At 66.7% G+C, this 16,352-nt stretch carries 17 protein-coding genes; 10 read left to right on the top strand and 7 right to left on the bottom strand.

Annotated elements, in window-relative coordinates; genetic code table 11:
- Positions 1–40: 40 nt before the first annotated feature.
- The 8 genes from V9L20_RS14050 (at position 41) to V9L20_RS14015 (ending at position 6,762) form a co-directional block, all read left to right on the top strand.
- Positions 41–409 (top strand): DsrE family protein, encoded by a 369-nt coding sequence (locus V9L20_RS14050; RefSeq protein WP_337297062.1) that lies wholly within the window; start codon positions 41–43, stop codon positions 407–409.
- 101 nt (positions 410–510) lie between these two features.
- Positions 511–1,035: a C40 family peptidase gene (locus tag V9L20_RS14045; protein WP_337297208.1), complete on the top strand. Its 525-nt coding sequence runs from the start codon at positions 511–513 to the stop codon at positions 1,033–1,035.
- A 133-nt stretch (positions 1,036–1,168) separates the two neighbouring features.
- Positions 1,169–3,235, top strand: a complete 2,067-nt coding sequence (locus V9L20_RS14040; RefSeq protein ID WP_337297061.1) for a carbon starvation CstA family protein — start codon at positions 1,169–1,171, stop codon at positions 3,233–3,235.
- Positions 3,236–3,243: 8 nt separating this feature from the next.
- Positions 3,244–3,450, top strand: a complete 207-nt coding sequence (locus V9L20_RS14035) for a YbdD/YjiX family protein (protein WP_337297060.1) — start codon at positions 3,244–3,246, stop codon at positions 3,448–3,450.
- Positions 3,451–3,577: 127 nt separating this feature from the next.
- A complete protein-coding gene (locus V9L20_RS14030; RefSeq protein WP_443098581.1) occupies positions 3,578–4,843 on the top strand; it encodes a glutamate carboxypeptidase in 1,266 nt (421 codons plus the stop codon).
- A 132-nt stretch (positions 4,844–4,975) separates the two neighbouring features.
- The gene (locus tag V9L20_RS14025; protein WP_337297059.1) at positions 4,976–5,395 is read left to right on the top strand and encodes a sel1 repeat family protein; all 420 of its coding nucleotides are present in this window, start codon (positions 4,976–4,978) and stop codon (positions 5,393–5,395) included.
- A gap of 152 nt (positions 5,396–5,547) precedes the next feature.
- Positions 5,548–5,895 carry a DUF1161 domain-containing protein gene (locus V9L20_RS14020; RefSeq protein WP_337297058.1) on the top strand — a complete coding sequence of 116 codons (348 nt, stop codon included), beginning with the start codon at positions 5,548–5,550 and terminating at the stop codon, positions 5,893–5,895.
- Positions 5,896–5,928: 33 nt separating this feature from the next.
- Positions 5,929–6,762 (top strand): alpha/beta hydrolase, encoded by an 834-nt coding sequence (locus V9L20_RS14015; RefSeq protein ID WP_337297057.1) that lies wholly within the window; start codon positions 5,929–5,931, stop codon positions 6,760–6,762.
- 16 nt (positions 6,763–6,778) lie between these two features.
- Here the strand turns inward: V9L20_RS14015 and metC are convergent, their stop codons facing one another.
- The 4 genes from metC to V9L20_RS13995 all read right to left on the bottom strand — a co-directional run bounded on the left by metC (position 6,779) and on the right by V9L20_RS13995 (position 11,392).
- The gene (gene metC / locus V9L20_RS14010) at positions 6,779–7,981 is read right to left on the bottom strand and encodes a cystathionine beta-lyase (RefSeq protein WP_337297056.1); all 1,203 of its coding nucleotides are present in this window, start codon (positions 7,979–7,981) and stop codon (positions 6,779–6,781) included.
- 34 nt (positions 7,982–8,015) lie between these two features.
- Positions 8,016–9,026 carry a Bug family tripartite tricarboxylate transporter substrate binding protein gene (locus V9L20_RS14005; RefSeq protein WP_337297055.1) on the bottom strand — a complete coding sequence of 337 codons (1,011 nt, stop codon included), beginning with the start codon at positions 9,024–9,026 and terminating at the stop codon, positions 8,016–8,018.
- 58 nt (positions 9,027–9,084) lie between these two features.
- A complete protein-coding gene (locus V9L20_RS14000; protein ID WP_337297054.1) occupies positions 9,085–10,692 on the bottom strand; it encodes a rhodanese-like domain-containing protein in 1,608 nt (535 codons plus the stop codon).
- 109 nt (positions 10,693–10,801) lie between these two features.
- Positions 10,802–11,392 (bottom strand): mercaptosuccinate dioxygenase, encoded by a 591-nt coding sequence (locus V9L20_RS13995; RefSeq protein ID WP_337297053.1) that lies wholly within the window; start codon positions 11,390–11,392, stop codon positions 10,802–10,804.
- A 108-nt stretch (positions 11,393–11,500) separates the two neighbouring features.
- Here V9L20_RS13995 and V9L20_RS13990 point away from each other — a divergent pair, with 108 nt between their 5' ends.
- The gene (locus V9L20_RS13990) at positions 11,501–12,373 is read left to right on the top strand and encodes a LysR substrate-binding domain-containing protein (RefSeq protein WP_337297052.1); all 873 of its coding nucleotides are present in this window, start codon (positions 11,501–11,503) and stop codon (positions 12,371–12,373) included.
- 13 nt (positions 12,374–12,386) lie between these two features.
- Here the strand turns inward: V9L20_RS13990 and V9L20_RS13985 are convergent, their stop codons facing one another.
- From V9L20_RS13985 to V9L20_RS13975, 3 genes are read right to left on the bottom strand one after another with little or no spacing between them, the layout of a single operon-like run.
- Positions 12,387–13,217: an urease accessory protein UreD gene (locus V9L20_RS13985; RefSeq protein ID WP_337297051.1), complete on the bottom strand. Its 831-nt coding sequence runs from the start codon at positions 13,215–13,217 to the stop codon at positions 12,387–12,389.
- Positions 13,218–13,241: 24 nt separating this feature from the next.
- The gene (locus tag V9L20_RS13980; protein WP_337297206.1) at positions 13,242–13,763 is read right to left on the bottom strand and encodes a nucleoside deaminase; all 522 of its coding nucleotides are present in this window, start codon (positions 13,761–13,763) and stop codon (positions 13,242–13,244) included.
- Positions 13,764–13,783: 20 nt separating this feature from the next.
- Positions 13,784–14,809, bottom strand: a complete 1,026-nt coding sequence (locus tag V9L20_RS13975; RefSeq protein ID WP_337297050.1) for an ABC transporter substrate-binding protein — start codon at positions 14,807–14,809, stop codon at positions 13,784–13,786.
- A 336-nt stretch (positions 14,810–15,145) separates the two neighbouring features.
- Here V9L20_RS13975 and V9L20_RS13970 point away from each other — a divergent pair, with 336 nt between their 5' ends.
- Positions 15,146–16,228 carry an aromatic ring-hydroxylating dioxygenase subunit alpha gene (locus V9L20_RS13970; protein WP_337297049.1) on the top strand — a complete coding sequence of 361 codons (1,083 nt, stop codon included), beginning with the start codon at positions 15,146–15,148 and terminating at the stop codon, positions 16,226–16,228.
- The last annotated feature ends 124 nt before the right edge of the window (positions 16,229–16,352 follow it).

Raw genomic sequence — 16,352 nt, 5'->3', positions numbered from 1 at the left:
TGAAGCGTACGCTGGCTCCACTCATTCAATGGAGACCCCTATGAACACCGAGACACGCGATCTGGTCGTTGTAATCACGCATGGCATCGACCATGAATTGTCCTCCGTCGGACTGGTCATTGCCCTGGGCGGCATGACCTCGGGGCTGAAGGTCTCCATTTTTCTCACCAGCGCGGGTGTCGATCTCGTGCGGCGCGGCGCATCCGACATGACGCACGTCGAGCCATTGGAACCGCTGGCCGACATGCTGCGCGACTTTCTTTCGCGAGGCGGCACGCTCTGGGCCTGCACGCCCTGCGTGAAGAGCCGCGGCTACACGCAGGAGAGCCTGCTCGAAGGCGTGGTCATCGCCGGCTCCAGCGTGATGCACGAGCTGATCAAGCGGGGCGCGGCGACGTTGAGCTTCTAGGCAAAGCGGCGCCGCGGTAGGCGGGTGGGGTCGGCGGTCCGCGGGCTGGGCGCGTTAGAGTCTGGCCACGTCCACAAGACCCGCCATTCCACATGCAAGACTTGCAAGACGCACTCGCACCCAGGCCACGTTCCCGCATGCCGCTGCCGCGCCGGCTGCTTCGTCTGCTTTCCATTGGCGCCTGCCTCCTGGCGCTGGGCTGCGCAAGTCCGCGCATGCCCCCTTCGACAGGCACCTACAGCACCTCGCCCCTGACGGCCGAGCAATCGAACGGCGTCGCGATCCATGCGCTCGGCCTGGTCGGCACGCCGTACCGCTATGGCGGCAACACGCCCGAGGGTGGGTTCGATTGCAGCGGCCTCATCGGCTACGTGTACAAGAACAGCGCCGGCCAGGCCATGCCGCGCACGGTGGCCCGTTTGGCCGGGTTCGGCCGGCCGGTGGCGGCGTCCGACATCCGATCGGGCGACCTGGTGCTCTTCGGGGCGTCCACGCCGTCGCACGCGGGCATCTACGTAGGCGCGGGGCAGTTCGTGCATGCGCCGTCCACCGGCGGCGAGGTGCGGCTCGACCGGCTCGACGGGGTGTACTGGTCGCGTCAGCCGGTGCAGGTTCGCCGGCTCTGAATTTGGCCCGGCCTTCGGGTTTTCTCCGGGTTTTCCATTACGCAAAGCCACGCACCCGGGCCGCGCGGTGCGACGGATGCGGGCTCGGGGCCGACGCGGAACACTCCCGGGTTCAATTCCAGGAGACATTCCCATGCACAGCATCCGCCGCCACCTGGTGTGGCTAGCCGTGGCCGTGCTCGGCGCTTTTGCGCTGGGCACCGTCGCCCTGACGCGCGGCGAAAGCGTCAACGCCCTCTGGGTGGTGACCGCCGCGATCTGCACCTACCTGATCGCCTACCGCTATTACAGCCTGTTCATCGCCGAGAAGGTGCTGGTGCTTGACGGCAACCGCAAGACGCCGGCGCACCGCCACAACGACGGGCTCGACTACGTGCCCACCGACAAGAACGTGCTGTTCGGCCACCACTTTGCGGCCATTGCCGGTGCGGGGCCGCTGGTGGGCCCGGTGCTCGCGGCGCAGATGGGCTACCTGCCGGGCCTCTTGTGGGTGCTGGCGGGCGTGGTGTTCGCGGGCGCGGTGCAAGACTTCATCATCCTGTTCATCTCCACGCGACGCGACGGCCGCTCGCTCGGCGACCTGGTCAAGCAGGAGATGGGCGCGGTGCCCGGGATGATCGCGCTCTTCGGCACCTTCATGATCATGATCATCATCCTCGCGGTGCTGGCGCTGATCGTGGTGAAGGCACTGGCCGAATCGCCGTGGGGCACCTTCACGGTGGCGGCCACCATTCCGGTGGCGCTGTTCATGGGCGTGTACCTGCGCTTCATTCGCCCGGGGCGCATCGGCGAGGTGTCGCTGATCGGCTTCGTGCTGCTGATGCTCGCCATCTTCGGCGGCCAGGCCGTGAGCCAGAACCCCGAGTGGGCGCCGCTCTTCACCTTCGACGGCAAGGCGCTCACATGGATGCTCGTGGGCTACGGCTTCATTGCCGCGAGCTTGCCGGTGTGGCTGCTGCTGGCGCCGCGCGACTACCTTTCGACCTTCTTGAAGATCGGCACGATCATCGCGCTGGCCATCGGCATCGTGTTTGTCATGCCCACGCTGCAGATGCCGGCCGTCACGCAGTTTGCGCAGGGCAACGGCCCGGTGTGGTCGGGCAGCCTGTTCCCGTTCCTGTTCATTACCATCGCGTGCGGTGCGGTGTCGGGCTTTCATGCGCTGATTTCTTCGGGCACCACGCCCAAGATGCTCGACAACGAGCGCCATGCGCGTTTCATCGGCTACGGCGGCATGCTGGCCGAGTCGTTCGTTGCGGTCATGGCGCTGGTGGCGGCTTCGTGCATCGAGCCGGGCATTTACTTTGCAATGAACAGCCCGGCTGCGTTGGTGGGCAGCACTGCGCAGCAGGCGGCGCAAACCATTTCGAGCTGGGGCTTCGTGGTCACACCCGAGATGCTGGTGCAAACCGCCAAGGACGTGGGCGAAACCACCATCCTCGGCCGTGCGGGCGGTGCGCCGACGCTGGCCGTGGGCATGGCCCACATTCTTCACCAGGTGATCGGCGGGCAGGCCATGATGGCCTTCTGGTATCACTTCGCAATCCTGTTCGAGGCGCTGTTCATCCTCACCGCCGTGGACGCCGGCACCCGCGCGGGCCGCTTCATGCTGCAAGACCTGCTGGGCAGCTTCGTGCCCGCGCTCAAGCGCACCGATTCGCTGCCGGCCAACCTGTTTGCCACGGCGCTGTGCGTGGCGGCCTGGGGCTACTTTCTCTACCAGGGCGTGGTCGATCCGCTGGGCGGCATCAACACGCTGTGGCCGCTCTTCGGCATCTCCAACCAGATGCTGGCGGCAGTGGCGCTGCTGCTCGGCGTGGTGGTGCTGTTCCGCATGAAGCGCGAGCGCTATGCGTGGGTGGCCATTGCGCCGGCCGCATGGCTGCTGGCCTGCACGCTCACGGCCGGCTGGCAGAAGATCTTCTCGCCCGACCCGAAGATCGGCTTTCTCTCGCACGCGGCCAAGTACACCGAAGGCCTGGCCAACGGCGTGCTGGTGGCGCCCGCGAAGACGCCTGAGGCCATGTCGCGCATCGTCTTCAACGACCGGCTCGACGCCGCGCTGTGCGCGCTGTTCATGTTCGTGGTGCTGAGCGTGCTGATGTACAGCATCAAGGCTTGCCTTGCCGCGCGCGCGGCCAACCGGCCGACCGCGCAAGAAACGCCTTTCGAACCGATGGCCGCATCGGCCGCGCGCTGAGCACAGCCATGGCCCTCGCATTGCCGGAAGCCGGGCGCTACTTTGCCCGCTCGCTCAAGCAGTCGCTGCGGCTCATGGTCGGGCTGCCGGACTACGACGCCTACCTGACCCACATGTCGGCCACGCATCCCGGCCAGCCGCCGATGAGCTACGAGGCCTTCTTCCGCGAGCGTCTCGAAGCGCGCTACGGCGGAGGCAAGGGCCGCTGCTGCTAGGCCGCGAAATCCGGTCCGTCCGTGTTTTGTTCGCTTGACCCGCGCGGAAAGCGGGTGATAGCCTGAGGGAGCCCGCACCAGCGGGCTTTCCTTCGTCCAACTTCGAACGAACAACAGAACGGATTCCATGACTCGTCTTCACAAGCGCAATCACTTCACCAAACCCGCGCCATTGCGCGCCGCCTGCCAGGGCGCAGTACTGGCTTGCGCGCTGTTCGCTGGCGCCGCCATGGCGCAGAAGCCGCACCAGGGTGCGCTGGACGCGGCCACGCAGCAGAAGGAAGAAGCGCTGAAGCTGCTGGAGCAAATGGTCAACATCGACTCCGGCTCGGCCAACACCGAGGGGCTCGACAAGGTGCGCGAAATCGTTGTTGCAGAACTGCGCAAGCTCGACGCGCGCATCGAGACTTTTCCGGCGGAGCCGCATCCCGGCACCAACGTGGTCGCCACGATCACCGGGCAGGGCAAGAAGAAGATCCTGATCCTCGCCCACATCGACACCGTGTTCAAGGAAGGCACGGCCGCGGCCAAGCCGTTCTACATCAAGGACGGGCGCGCCTACGGCCCCGGCGTCATGGACAACAAGGGCGGCGTGGTCGCCGGGCTCCAGGCGTTGAAGATCCTGCAGAAGATCGGCTTCAAGGACTATGGGCAGATCACTTTCCTCATCGACACGAACGAAGAGGTGGGATCGGTGGGCACCAGCGCGCTCATCGAGCGCATTGCCAAGCAGCATGACGTGGCGCTGAACCTCGAGCCGGGCCGCCCGGCCGACGGACTCGTGGTGGAGCGCAAGGGCTCGGCCACGGCGCTCATCGAAGTGAAGGGGCTCGCCTCGCACGCGGGCGTTGCGCCCGAAGCGGGCCGCAATGCGGCGATGGAAGTGGCGCACCAGGTGCTGCAGCTGGCGAAGACGGGCGATGCGGCGAAGAAGACCACGGTCAACTTCACGGTGCTCAATGCCAACGGGCCGACCAACGTGATTCCCGCCACCGCAAGCGCCAGGGGCGATGTGCGTGCCGCCACGCCCGAAGAGCTCGACCGGGTCGAGAAGGACCTGGTCCGCATCTCGCAGAACAAGCTGATTCCCGACACCGAAGTGCGCGTTCGGCTCATCCGCGGCCTGCCGCCGATGCCGCGTTCGCCTGCGTCGGACAAGCTCGTGGCCATGGCCGAGGGCATCTACGCCGAGATCGGCAAGAAACTCACCATCGAAAGCAGCGGCGGCGCCGCCGATGCCAGCCTGGTGGCGGGCGTGGGCGTGCCGGTGCTCGACGGCTTCGGCATCGTGGGCGGCGGCATTCACACGCCGGACGAATACGCCGAAGTCGAAAGCGTGGTGCCGCGGCTTTATCTGCTGTCGCGCATGCTGATGGACCTGAGCGCCAACTGAAGCGTCATAAATCGCTGACCAAGGCACGGACTCAGGCACTGCCTGAGCCTGCCTGTGTGAATTCCAGTTTCTTTTTGCAAGCGCTTGCTGCCACGATGCCCTTCACCCGAACAACCGGTGGAGGACATCGATATGGCATCCGAATTGAATCAAATCGCAAGCTGGTCGCTGCGCTGGCGCATCGTGCTGGCGAGCGGCCTTTGCCTGACGGCGGCGCTCTCCGCGGCGCAGCCGGCGGAACCGAAGATCGTCTTGCATGCCGAGCAGCGGTTTCAGCTGGCACTCGAAGCACAGACGGCCCGCGACTACCGCACCATGCTCGATGAGCTCCGGCAGGCTGCTGGAGAGGGCAGTGCCGAGGCGCAGGAGATGCTGGGCATGGTGCTGCTGGCAGGGCCCACGCTTTACGGGTCGGCCGTCAAGGCCAACCGCTGCGAGGCACGGGGCTGGATGATGAAGGCGGCGTCGCAAGGCAGCGATACGGCGAAGAGCCAACTCATTTTTCTGAACAGGCTGCGCCAGTCTCCGGCGGGCAGAAGCGCTTGCGAATAGGCTTCGAACAAATTGTTGACGGATGAGTCTGCATCCTGGCGGCCGTGACCTGCGGTTACCAGAGCGTGTGCGAGGATGCTTCTTCCGGAAATGCGGGGCTAGACTCTTGGCTCGCAAACCCCTCGGTACCCACGGTACGAGACAGACTCATCATGAAACCCTGGTTGATTTACATCGCGCTTGCTTCGGCGGGCACCGCCAACGCTGCTGCTGAAAACTGCGAAGCACTGCGTACCCAGATCGAATCGAAGATTGCCGCCGCCGGTGTCACGCGGTTTACCGTAGCCACCGTCGACGCCAACGCCGAGGCGAGCGGCCAGGTGGTGGGCACCTGCGAGCTCGGCAGCAAGAAAATCGTTTACCAGCGCGAAGGCGCATCGCCCACATCACCCGCGCAGGAAGCCGCCTCGAACGGCGCGCCCCCGCGCGCGGCCGACGAACGCATCCTGACCGAATGCAAGGACGGCACGGTTTCCGTCGGTGGCGACTGCAAGAAGTAGCCGCCCGGCGCAAAGCCTCTTCCGGAGAAAACCTTGTCATCCAAAGCCTTCCGCATTGCACTCTCGGCGTCGGCCGCTGCCATTGGTGGCATCGCCGCGTACTGGACGCTCCTGGCAACACGCCAGGGGCACATTCTGTTCAACGCCCGAAAGCTGCCCGTCGTTCATCTGTCCGACGACTTTTCCACCTACTCGCACACGGTGCCGGGCGGCATGGTGCGCGGGTATGTCTATCACCCGCATGGCGAAGAGGCGCTGCAAGACCTCTTCATCTACTTTGCCGGGCGGGGCGAGGACGTGCGCGCCACCGCGCAGGCATTGCACTGGCTACCGGAAGGCTTCGGCTTTGCCGCGGTCAACTACCGCGGCGTGGCCGATTCGCAAGGCCATCCCTCCGAGATTGCCTCCGTGGCGGACGCGATCCAGTTCGCCCGCCACTTGCGCAAGGCCTTTCCGCAGGCGCGCCTGCACGTGGTCGGCCGAAGCCTGGGCACGGGCGTTGCCATCCAGCTGGTGGCGCAGCAGGAGTTCTCGAGCCTGCAACTGGTCACGCCGTACGACTCGATGCTGGAAGTGGCCAAGAGGCGCTTTCCGCTCGTACCGCTTTCATTGCTGCTGCGGCATCGCTTCGATTCGCTGACGCACTGCAAGGAAGTGGCCGCCAAGACGCAGGTGCTGCTGGCCGAGCATGACGATGTGGTGCTGCCCGAGCGCTCGCAGAAGCTCATCGCCGCATGGCCGACGCCCATCTCGGTGCAGACCGTTCCCGGCTCCGACCATCACAGCATCATGGGCCTCGAAGCGACCTGGCTCCACCTTGTCGACTTCGCGCTGACGGCCATCCTTCCCGAGCCGGTCGCAGCCTGAGCCGCTGGAGGCGCCTTCAGCCGGCACCCAGGGCCGCAAAGCCACATTCAAGATCGCGCAGCAGATCCGAGGGCGCTTCGAGCCCCACGTGCAGCCGAATGACAGCACCGCGCCGGCTCCAGTCGGTCACGCTGCGCGCTGCACGCATGTTGGCCCAGGCCACCAGGCTCTCGTAGCCGCCCCACGACGAGCCCCGGCCGAACAGCGACAGCGCATCGACGAGGCGATCGACCGAGGCGTCCTCGATGCCCGGCTGCAGCTCGAACGAGACGAGCCCGTTGGTACCGCGGCAATCGCGCTTCCAAACGGCGTGGCCCGGATGCTGCGGCAGCGCGGGGCAGAACACCGCCGCCACTTCGGGCCGTGCCTCCAGCCAGTGCGCCACTTCCATCGCATGCCGCTCGTGCATTTGCAGCCGGGCGGACAGCGTGCGCATGCCGCGCAGCACCAGCCAGGCATCGTCGGGGCTCACCGTCATGCCGAAGGCATCGCAGCGCTCATTGAGCGGCTGCCAGGCCTCGCGCGTGGTGGCGACGGTGCCCATCATCACGTCCGAATGGCCCGAGAGGTATTTGGTGGCGGCCATCAGCGAGATGTCGGCGCCCAGCGCGAGTGGCCGGTATTGAACGCCCGAGCCCCAGGTGTTGTCCGCCGCCAGGAGCGCGCCGCGCGCGTGGGCCAGTGCGGCCAGCCTGGGCAGGTCGCACATCTCGTAGACCAGCGAACCGGGGCACTCGGCATACACGAGCCTGGTGTTCGGCTCGAACAGCTCTTCGATGCCGCTGCCGTCCGCGGCAAAGAAGGTGCAGCGGATGCCATAGGGATCGAGGAACGAATGCACGAGGTTGCGCGCCGGTTCGTACACGCTGTCCGACATCAGCACATGGTCGCCGGGCTTCAGGTACGACAGCAGCACCATGCCGATGGCGGCAAGGCCGGTGGGAAAGAGGCGCGTGCGGTGGGCGCCTTCGAGTTCGCTCACCGCGTCTTCGAGCGCGAAGGTGGTGGGCGTGCCGCGTGCGCCGTAGCTGAAGGCGCGCTCGCCATCGCGCCGCGCGCGCGTGTCGCGCATGGCGGCCACGCTGTCGAACAGCACGGTGCTCGCGCGCACCAGCGGCGTGTTGACCGGCGAGCCGCCGAAGTAGGCCGGGGCCTTGCCGGTGTGGACGAGCCGGGTGTCGAGGGACTGGTCTGCGGGATCTTTGGACGAATCGGACATGGTGTGTTTCAGCGAGCGGGGCCCCTATGGGGCGTCAATCCGCCTTCGCGCCGGAAAGCTTGACGATACCCGACCAGCGGTCGATGTCCTGACGCAGCTGCGCGGCAAAGGCTTCGGGCGTGCTGGCCACCACCTCGCTGCCGCCGTCGTTCACGAGCTTGGTTACTTCGGGCAGGCGCAGCGTGCGCACGATGGCCTCGTTCAGGTAGGCCACGCGCTCGGGCGGCGTGCCGGCCGGCGCGAAAAAGCCATACCAGTCTTCGAAGCGGGCACTGGCGTAGCCCAGTTCCTCGAGCGTGGGTACCTTTGCGAACACGCCGATGCGGCGTGGGCTGGTGACGGCAAGCACGCGCAGCTTGCCGTTCTGCACCATGCCCGCGACCGAGGAGGTCGAGGTCACGAGCACGTCGACCTGCCCGCCGAGCAGGTCGGTGAGCGCGGGGCCGGCGCCCTTGTAGGGCACGTGGGTCATGTCCACGCCGCTGTTCTTTTGCAGCACCACGCCGACCATGTGCGAGAGCGTGCCATTGCCCGGCGTGGCATAGGTGACCTTGCCGGGGCTCGCCTTGGCGCGCGTGGCGAGGTCGGCAAAGGTCTTGTAGGGCGAATTGGCTTCCACCACCAGCGCGAGCGGCGCCGCGTTGATCTGCGTGATCGGCATGAAGTTCTTCAGCGGATCGAAGCCGGGCGCCGAGTAGAGCGAAGGGTTCACCGCCATGATCGACACCTGCGAGGTCAGCACCGTGTAGCCATCGGGCTTGGCCTCGGCCACCGACTTGGCGCCGATGTTGCCGCCCGCGCCGCCGCGGTTGTCCACCACCGCGGCCTGGCCCATGATTTCCGCCAGCCGCGTGGTCACCAGCCGGGCCGTGGCGTCGTTGCCGCCGCCTGGGGGAAAGGGCGAGACGAACTTCACCGTTTGCGACGGAAAGCCGTCGCGTGCCGGCAGCGGCTGGGCCGAGGCAGGCTGCAGGGCCATGGCCGCGAGCCATGCGGCAGCGACGGAAAGGCGGGCAAGGCTCGGAATGCGATAGGCAGACGACATGACGGGACTCCTGGAAAGGAACTGACAACGGCGCACGGATGAGGAAGAGCAAGCGGGGCTAGGCGTGCGGACTCTCCGACGCGGCAGGCAGCCTGAAAGCCGAGCGCTCCTGCGCATCGAGCTGCGCCACCAGCCCGGTCTCCCAGGCCAGGTAGCGGCGCGCGGCTTCCTTGTTGCCGTCGTGGCGGTCGTGCACGAAGAACAGGTAGTCGATGCAGTCCGCATCGGCGGGCAGGGCGGGCGTGGCTTCCACCGGAAGCCCGGCGCCGCGCCATGCGGCCATGCCGCCTGCGAGCAGCAGCGGCGCGCGCGAGAGGCCGGCCAGCTCCGACGCCGCGGCCCAGGCCGCGAGCGCATCGTCGTCGGCCACCAGCACGAGCTGGCGCGTTTCGTTCTTCATGTCGTTGGCCAGGCGCGGGCGTATCGACCAGCGCGCCTGCGGTATGTGGCCGGCGCGGAACTGCATGCTCGGGCGCAGGTCGACCAGCGCCACGTCGCCCTGCGCGAGGCGGGCGGACAGCGCCTGTGCGTCGATCGTCGACAGCGCAGGCTTGGGCTCGGGTGGCGCAGCGGCGGGCGCGAGCGACAGCCCACTCGCGAGCCCACCTTCGAGCCCACCTTCAAGCACGCTCGCCTCGTGCCCCATCTGGCGCAGCCAGTGCGCAATGGTGGGCGCACGCACGCCGTCGTTGTCGAACAGCACGAGCCGCGCGCCGCGCACGCCAATGTACTGGTCGCCGGCCTGCATCAATTGCCCGCCGGGCGTGTGCTGCGCGCCCGGCAGCGTGCCGGCTGCAAATTCCTCGGGTGTGCGCACGTCGCAGAGAAACAGGCTGCGGCTGGCATCTCCGGCCCATTGCCGCACGGTCTGCGCCGTGACCGTGGGCACGCCGAAGCGTTCGGCCAACGCCTTCGCGGCCGGCCGAAGATCGATGTTGCCGCTGTCCGCCGCATAGCGCCGCGTGCCGCCGTGCTCCAGCGCGTGGTCGTTCAGGTACCAGCCCTGCGTGCCGTTCTCCAGCGCATAGACGGGGTTGGGAAGGCCCAGGTTGATGAGCGTCTGCGCGCCGATGATGCTGCGCGTGCGGCCCGCGCAATTGATGACGATGGGCGTGGTGGTGTCGGGCACCAGCCGGCGCACGCGGTAGGCGAGTTCGCCGTTGGGGCAGCAGGTGGCCGTGGGGATGTTCATCTTGTGGAACTCGCTCACCGGCCGGCCGTCGAGCACCACCACCTTCTCCTTGCGCGCCAGCATCTCGGCCAATTGGTCGGCGCTCACGCGGGGCGTGTGATAGGCCTCTTCGGCCAGCTCGCCGAAGGTCTTCGAAGGCAGGTTGACGCCTGCGAAGAGCGCATGGCCCGCGGCCTTCCAAGCGCGGGTGCCGCCCTGCAGCACATGCACGCCGGTGTAGCCCAGCACAGCAAGCCGGCGGGCGGCGCGCTCGGCCACGTCGCAGTCGCCCTCGTCATACACGACCACGCGCACGCTGCGGCGCGGCACGAGGCGGGGTGCGTCGAGTTCGAGCCGGCTGAAGGGCAGGGGAATGCCGTAGAACAGATGCGCCTCGCCGTACTGGCCGTGCTCGCGCACGTCGAGCAGCGCGATCTCGCCGCCGTCGTGCAGCCAGGATTTGAGGGTCTTCGGATCGATGCGGGAGATCGTCATGGGCAAGGGGAAAAAATCGGTGGAGCGGATGCGGCAGGGCGAACGAAGCCGTGCGAGGCCGCGCCGGCGGCCCGCATCGGAAACAAAAACAAAAGAAAAGAGCGGGCGCTCAGCGGCGCGTCTGCACGCCGATGCCCATCGTCTGGTACGTGCCGGCCGCCAGGTCGTACGCGGTGCGCTGGTTCAGCGTTTCGAGCGCGCGGCCGTACATGTGCAGGTGCCGAATGACCTGCTCGCCCTGGATCTCGACCGAGTGGATGTCTTCAGGCATCAGCGCGATGCCCTTGCCCGGCGCAACCACGACCAGCGCGGTTTCTTCGAGTTTGCCTACACCCGGCACCGAGCCGTCGTCGCGCCGCTCGTACACGCGGTTGTGCTCGGTGCCTTCCACCGCGGCAATGCAGGCCCAGGTGGTGTGGTTGTGCGGCACGATCTTCTTGCCCGGCCGCATCACGTTGAGGTAGAGCGCGTAGCTCTGGTCCGGGTCCTCGGCAATCAGGTAGCGGGCCTGGTGCTCGCCGGCCTCGGGCGCAGGAAAGTCGGCGGCGCCCCAGTAGTCGGTGCGCGCGGCCAGCCCTTGCAGCGCGTCGAGCACCGCATCGAGCTTTTCGCGGGTTGGTTCAGCATCGCCAATGGCTTTCTTCATCCGGGCGATGGACGCGGCGACCGCCTCGCGGCGTTGGTCGGACAGGGTGCTCATGCAGGGTTCTCCAGTGGGGATGCGTGTCTTGGCGTGCATTCACTGTAGTGATCGGGGCGTGACCCGACAATGCAGCCGGCGCAAGAAATACATCAATAAAATTAATGTATGCCCACACTCGATCTAGAACTGCTGCGCTCCTTCGCGGCCGTCGTCAGCCACCACAGCTTTGCTGCGGCGGCCGTGCACCTGGGGCGCACGCAGTCGGCCATCACGCAGCAGATGCAGCGGCTCGAAGAGCAGGCGGGCCACGCGCTGTTCGCCAAGCAGGGCCGGCAGAAGCGGCTCACCGAGCATGGCGAACGGCTCCTGACCTATGCGCACCACCTGCTCGCGCTCAACGACGAGGCGCTGCGCAGCCTCCGGCAGGGCGAACTCGAAGGCAACCTGCGCATCGGCGCACCGCACGACGTGGCCGAGACCATGCTGCCGCTGCTGCTGTCCGAGGTGGCGCGCACTTCTCCGCTGCTGCAGCTCGACATCCACATCGGCCGCAGCCCTTACCTCATGACCTCGCTCAAGAGCGGCGAGGTCGACATGATCATCTCCAACCGCGCCGATCCGCAGTTCGATGGCGTGGTGCTGCGCAATTCACCGACCGTGTGGCTCTGCGCCGCGAGCTATGTGCACGATCCGGCCAAGCCGGTGCCGCTGATCATGGCCGATGGCCCGAGCATCTTCCGCCGCATCGGCCACGAGGCGCTCGATGCCGCGGGCGTGGCCTGGACACCGCGCTACACCTCGTCGAGCCTGATCGGCATCAAGGCCGCATTGCGCGCCGGCCTCGGCGTGACGGCGCGCGGCGTGGAGCAGCTCGACGCGGGCCTGCGCGTGCTGGGCGCGGGTGACGGCATGCCGCGCCTGCCCGACCTGGCCTACTACCTGTACGTGCGCAGCCACGTGGTGAATCCGGTCACGCGGCAGGTGTTCGAGACGCTGAAGAAGCACCTACGGCTGCCGCGCACCGACATGCCGGCTTGAACCCTTGGTGGGGCTAGGTGGCCCAGATGCGCGGCGAGCTCGCGGGCAACTGCCACAGCTCCGCGCGCCAGGCCTGCCACACCTGCCGCAGCAGCTGCATCGCGGGCTCGACCACCGGCGCCAGCACGCGCAGCACGACGATCGCCGCATGCGGGCTCGTCACGCCAGCGCTCTCCTGCAGGCCGTGCGCATCGATGGCCTCGCGCGCGAGCGCAAGCAGCGTCTCGCGCCGCGCCCGCGCGGCCGGCGTGCCCGACACGAAGAACAGCGACGCGATGCAGCGATGCCCGCCGAAGCCCAGCGGGCTTTGCAGCAGCCGCTGGTCAGCCGCATCGATACGCCCGCGCTCCAGCCAGACGCCGGGCACTTCGATGTGCTGCAGATAGGTGCCGCGCTCGAAGGGCTGGTTGGCATTCGGCAGGCCGAGCGCCGTGACGTCCCACCCGATCATTTCGGCGCCGGGCTCGGCCTCGATGGTGAGGCGGTTCTCGGCCTGGCAGCCGCTGTAGCAGATGGCTTCCAGCGGCAGCCACTCGAGCCGCGCACCTTGTGCCAGCCGGATGCGCGTGCGCTGCAGCGCCAGCTCGCCTTCGGATCGATAGAAGCGCGAAGCACCGGGCGTGGTGATGAGCCCGTGGCTTCCGTCCGCCGCCTCGATGTCGATGCCCAGCGTGTCGCCACCCACCAGCCCGCCCGGCGGATGCACCAGCACGTTGTGGCAGATCGGATCGCCTTCGGGATAGAGGCTCTGAAGGATGCGCAGCGGCCCATCATGGCGAAAGCGTGCAACGCTGCGAGCGGATTCCTGTCGGTAGTCGAGATGAAGATGGGCGTGCCAGGGCATCCCTGGAGTCTAGTCGGGCGTTCTTTACTTCCACGCTCCGTCATGCGCGGCACTCGCTTCGTCGAGCAGCGCCGGCCCGATGCATTCGATAGGGTGCGGCGAAGCGCGAAACACATCGCGGCACGACAGCTCCGCATCGCGCTGGTCTTGCCGCTCGCCGCGAAAGACGCGCAGCCGCTCCGCGTCGATGCCGAACACCACGCGGCCGATGTTCGACCAGAAGATGGCGCCCGCACACATCACGCAAGGCTCGCCCGATGCATAGATGGTCGCGCCTGCGAGCTCTTCGCGCGTGAGGCCTTTCCCGGCCAGCGCGCGCAGCGCATTCACCTCCGCATGGGCGGTGCAGTCGCCGGTCTCGGTGTTGCTGTTGCCGGCCTCGGCCAGCACCTCGCCGGCGGCCGAGACGATGACCGATCCGAAGGGCCGGTTGCCACGCCGGCGCGCCGCATGCGACCAGACGATGGCCTTGCGCAGGTAGCGCTCGTCCCGCTCGTCGAGCCTGGTTTCTTCAGGGGGTACGGTGTGGCTGTTGCTGATGTTCATGCCTTGGGTAATGTCTTGGCTCATGTCTTGGAGAGGGTACGTTCGCTCCGCGATGGCAGCATCGAAGTGTTGAAGATGGCGTCGGACGCGGGCTTGACCTTGAGGCCGAATACGTCGACGACCTCGTCGACCTGCTGCTCGAGCGTGAGCTTCTTGATGTCGCCCAGGCCGTGGCCCCGCGTGTCGGCGGCGCCCACGTATTGCGCGGTGACGCCCCAGCGCTCGAGCTCCATCTTTTCGTCGAGGATGGGTTCGCGCTGGCGCATGGCCGCAATGCTGGGCGCCGGGTTGGCAAAGGTCTCGACCATGGCGCGGTTGGTGGCGCGCAGAAAGGCTGCAACCAGCTTGGGGTTCTGCGTAATGAGGTTGCTGCTCGCAAGAATGGCGTTGCCGTACAGGTCGACGCCCGCGTCCGAATACTTGAGCACCGACAGCTCCTCGGCCTTCATGCGCGCGAAGAGCGAAATGGCGGAGTCGTGAAAGTAAGTGGCTGCATCGACGTCGCCGCGCACCATCACGTTGTCGCGCGCGCTGAAGTCGGTGGTCTGCCATTGGAACGCGTCGCTGCGCATGCCCTGCTTGCGCGCCACCATCGGCCAGGCGCGGCGGGTCGATTCAACGGCCGCCGCGGCCACCTTCTTGCCCGCCAGGCTCTTGAAGTCGCCGGTCACGCCGCGGTCCTTGCGGCCGATGATCACGAAGGGTGCGCGGTTGTAGTACTGGTACACGGCCTGCACCATCGGGGTGCCGGGGTTCTGCGCATTGAATTCGACCAGCGAGCTGATGTCGCCCAGGCCCATCTGGTAGACACCGCTTGCGATGCGCGTGATCGACGCGACCGAGCCGGCGCCGGTGTCGATGGTCACGTCCAGGCCTTCGTCCCTGTAGTAGCCCTTGCTGTGCGCGAGGAAGAAGGGCGCGGTCTGGCCGTTGATGCGGAAATCGAGCGTGAACTTGAGCGGGGTCAGCTTGCCGCCGCCTTGGGCGAACACAGCAGGAGCGGCAAGGGAGGCGGCACTGGCCGCAAGAAAGAATCGACGTTGCATGTGGGGCCTCGGAATTCTCGGGTCTTGAACCCTCCCGCCCAAGGCAGGAGGCACTTCAAGAGCAATTTCCGGGCGAGCGCACAACCGTGGTGCGTGCGCTGCTGAACGCTTCTACTCTTGCGCAAGTTCATGCACGAGCCATGCCAAGCCGCATGCCACGGTCTTTTGCTCGGGCATTGCCGTCGGGTGCTTGGAGGCTGCGCCGGCCCGGGCCACAATGCGGGCGCGCAATTTGCATGGCAAGTGGCGCAGAGTAGAAGCGTTCAGCCCCCGCGGCAGGAAATTGCTCTTTCAGGTTCGTTCGTACCCACGCGCAACAACAGAAGGAGTCCACGCATGCTCGTCACCCAACAACCCGTCTTCCGCAAGTTCTGGCATGCCGTCATGCCGCTTGCCGACCTGGCCCAAGGCCCCAAGCCCTTCACGCTGCTGGGTGAAGACATCGTTCTCTTCATCGATGCGGATGGCCAGCCCGCTGCGCTGCGCGACCGCTGCTGCCACCGCACGGCCAAGCTCTCGAAGGGCTGGTGCGTCGATGGTGAAGGCAAGGCCTGCGGGCAGGGCGCCATCCAGTGCGGTTATCACGGCTGGACTTACGACCGCAGCGGGCAGGTGATCCGCATTCCGCAGTACGAGCCCGACCGCAAGATATCGCCGGAATACAAGACGACCGCCTACCGCTGCACTGCGCGCTATGGCTATGCATGGGTGGCCCTGGAAGAACCGCTTGCGGATATTCCAGCGATTCCCGAATTCACCGACCCGGGCTACCGCACCATCTTCCAGTTCCATGAAGAGTGGCAGACCAGCCCGATGCGGGCGCTGGAAAATTCATTCGACAACTCGCACTTCAGCTTTGTGCACCGCGCCACCTTCGGCGTGGCCGCAAGCCCGAAGCCGAGCAAATACGAGCTGGTGGAGAACGAAAACGGCTTCCATGCGGAGACCGTGATCGAGGCCGTCAATCCCGCCAAGTTTCACGCCATCAGCGGCGTGACGGACCCGATCACCACGCGCCACATGCGCAACGCCTACTTCCTGCCGTTCTCGCGCCGGCTCGACATCGAATACCCGAGCGGCGTGCGTCACATCATCATCAACTGCTTCACACCCATCGACGATGGCCGCATGCAGCTGTGCCAATGGCTGTTCCGCAACGACACCGAGGCCGATTGCGCGGCGCAGATGTTGATCGACTTCGACGAGGAGATCACGCGCGAGGACAAGGACATCCTCGAATCGACGGACCCTGATGCGCTGGTCGATACGCGGCGGCGGGGAGTCGAATATTCGATGGAGTCCGATCGGCCGGGGATGCTGATTCGCAAGCACCTGATGCAGTTGCTTGCGAAGCATGGCGAGGCGGAGGTTTATCGCGGGATGAACGCTGTGACCATTCCGATTGCGAAGGCGGCCTGAGTTTTTTGGCGCTGTGGTTGTTCGGGGCGGCGCACCCGCCGACGGGTTACCTTACTCCGCGAATGTCCCCCGGCCTGCGGCCTCCTCCTTTATTTCGCTGCGCAAGGCACCCCGCCAGCGGGTG

The sequence above is a fragment of the Variovorax sp. CCNWLW225 genome (assembly GCF_037204045.1).
Taxonomy (GTDB): domain Bacteria; phylum Pseudomonadota; class Gammaproteobacteria; order Burkholderiales; family Burkholderiaceae_C; genus Variovorax.
Note: the sequence above shows the minus strand (reverse complement) of the source record. Positions and strands in the feature narration are given on the sequence as shown.

Bases quoted from the DNA above. Each gene is read 5' to 3' on its own strand.
- V9L20_RS14050 (WP_337297062.1), top strand. From the start codon at position 41: ATGAACACCGAGACACGCGATCTGGTCGTTGTAATCACGCATGGCATC.
- V9L20_RS14040 (WP_337297061.1), top strand. From the start codon at position 1,169: ATGCACAGCATCCGCCGCCACCTGGTGTGGCTAGCCGTGGCCGTGCTC.
- V9L20_RS14035 (WP_337297060.1), top strand. From the start codon at position 3,244: ATGGCCCTCGCATTGCCGGAAGCCGGGCGCTACTTTGCCCGCTCGCTC.
- V9L20_RS14030 (WP_443098581.1), top strand. From the start codon at position 3,578: ATGACTCGTCTTCACAAGCGCAATCACTTCACCAAACCCGCGCCATTG.
- V9L20_RS14025 (WP_337297059.1), top strand. From the start codon at position 4,976: ATGGCATCCGAATTGAATCAAATCGCAAGCTGGTCGCTGCGCTGGCGC.
- V9L20_RS14020 (WP_337297058.1), top strand. From the start codon at position 5,548: ATGAAACCCTGGTTGATTTACATCGCGCTTGCTTCGGCGGGCACCGCC.
- metC (WP_337297056.1), bottom strand. From the start codon at position 7,981: ATGTCCGATTCGTCCAAAGATCCCGCAGACCAGTCCCTCGACACCCGG.
- V9L20_RS14005 (WP_337297055.1), bottom strand. From the start codon at position 9,026: ATGTCGTCTGCCTATCGCATTCCGAGCCTTGCCCGCCTTTCCGTCGCT.
- V9L20_RS14000 (WP_337297054.1), bottom strand. From the start codon at position 10,692: ATGACGATCTCCCGCATCGATCCGAAGACCCTCAAATCCTGGCTGCAC.
- V9L20_RS13995 (WP_337297053.1), bottom strand. From the start codon at position 11,392: ATGAGCACCCTGTCCGACCAACGCCGCGAGGCGGTCGCCGCGTCCATC.
- V9L20_RS13990 (WP_337297052.1), top strand. From the start codon at position 11,501: ATGCCCACACTCGATCTAGAACTGCTGCGCTCCTTCGCGGCCGTCGTC.
- V9L20_RS13985 (WP_337297051.1), bottom strand. From the start codon at position 13,217: ATGCCCTGGCACGCCCATCTTCATCTCGACTACCGACAGGAATCCGCT.
- V9L20_RS13980 (WP_337297206.1), bottom strand. From the start codon at position 13,763: ATGAACATCAGCAACAGCCACACCGTACCCCCTGAAGAAACCAGGCTC.
- V9L20_RS13975 (WP_337297050.1), bottom strand. From the start codon at position 14,809: ATGCAACGTCGATTCTTTCTTGCGGCCAGTGCCGCCTCCCTTGCCGCT.
- V9L20_RS13970 (WP_337297049.1), top strand. From the start codon at position 15,146: ATGCTCGTCACCCAACAACCCGTCTTCCGCAAGTTCTGGCATGCCGTC.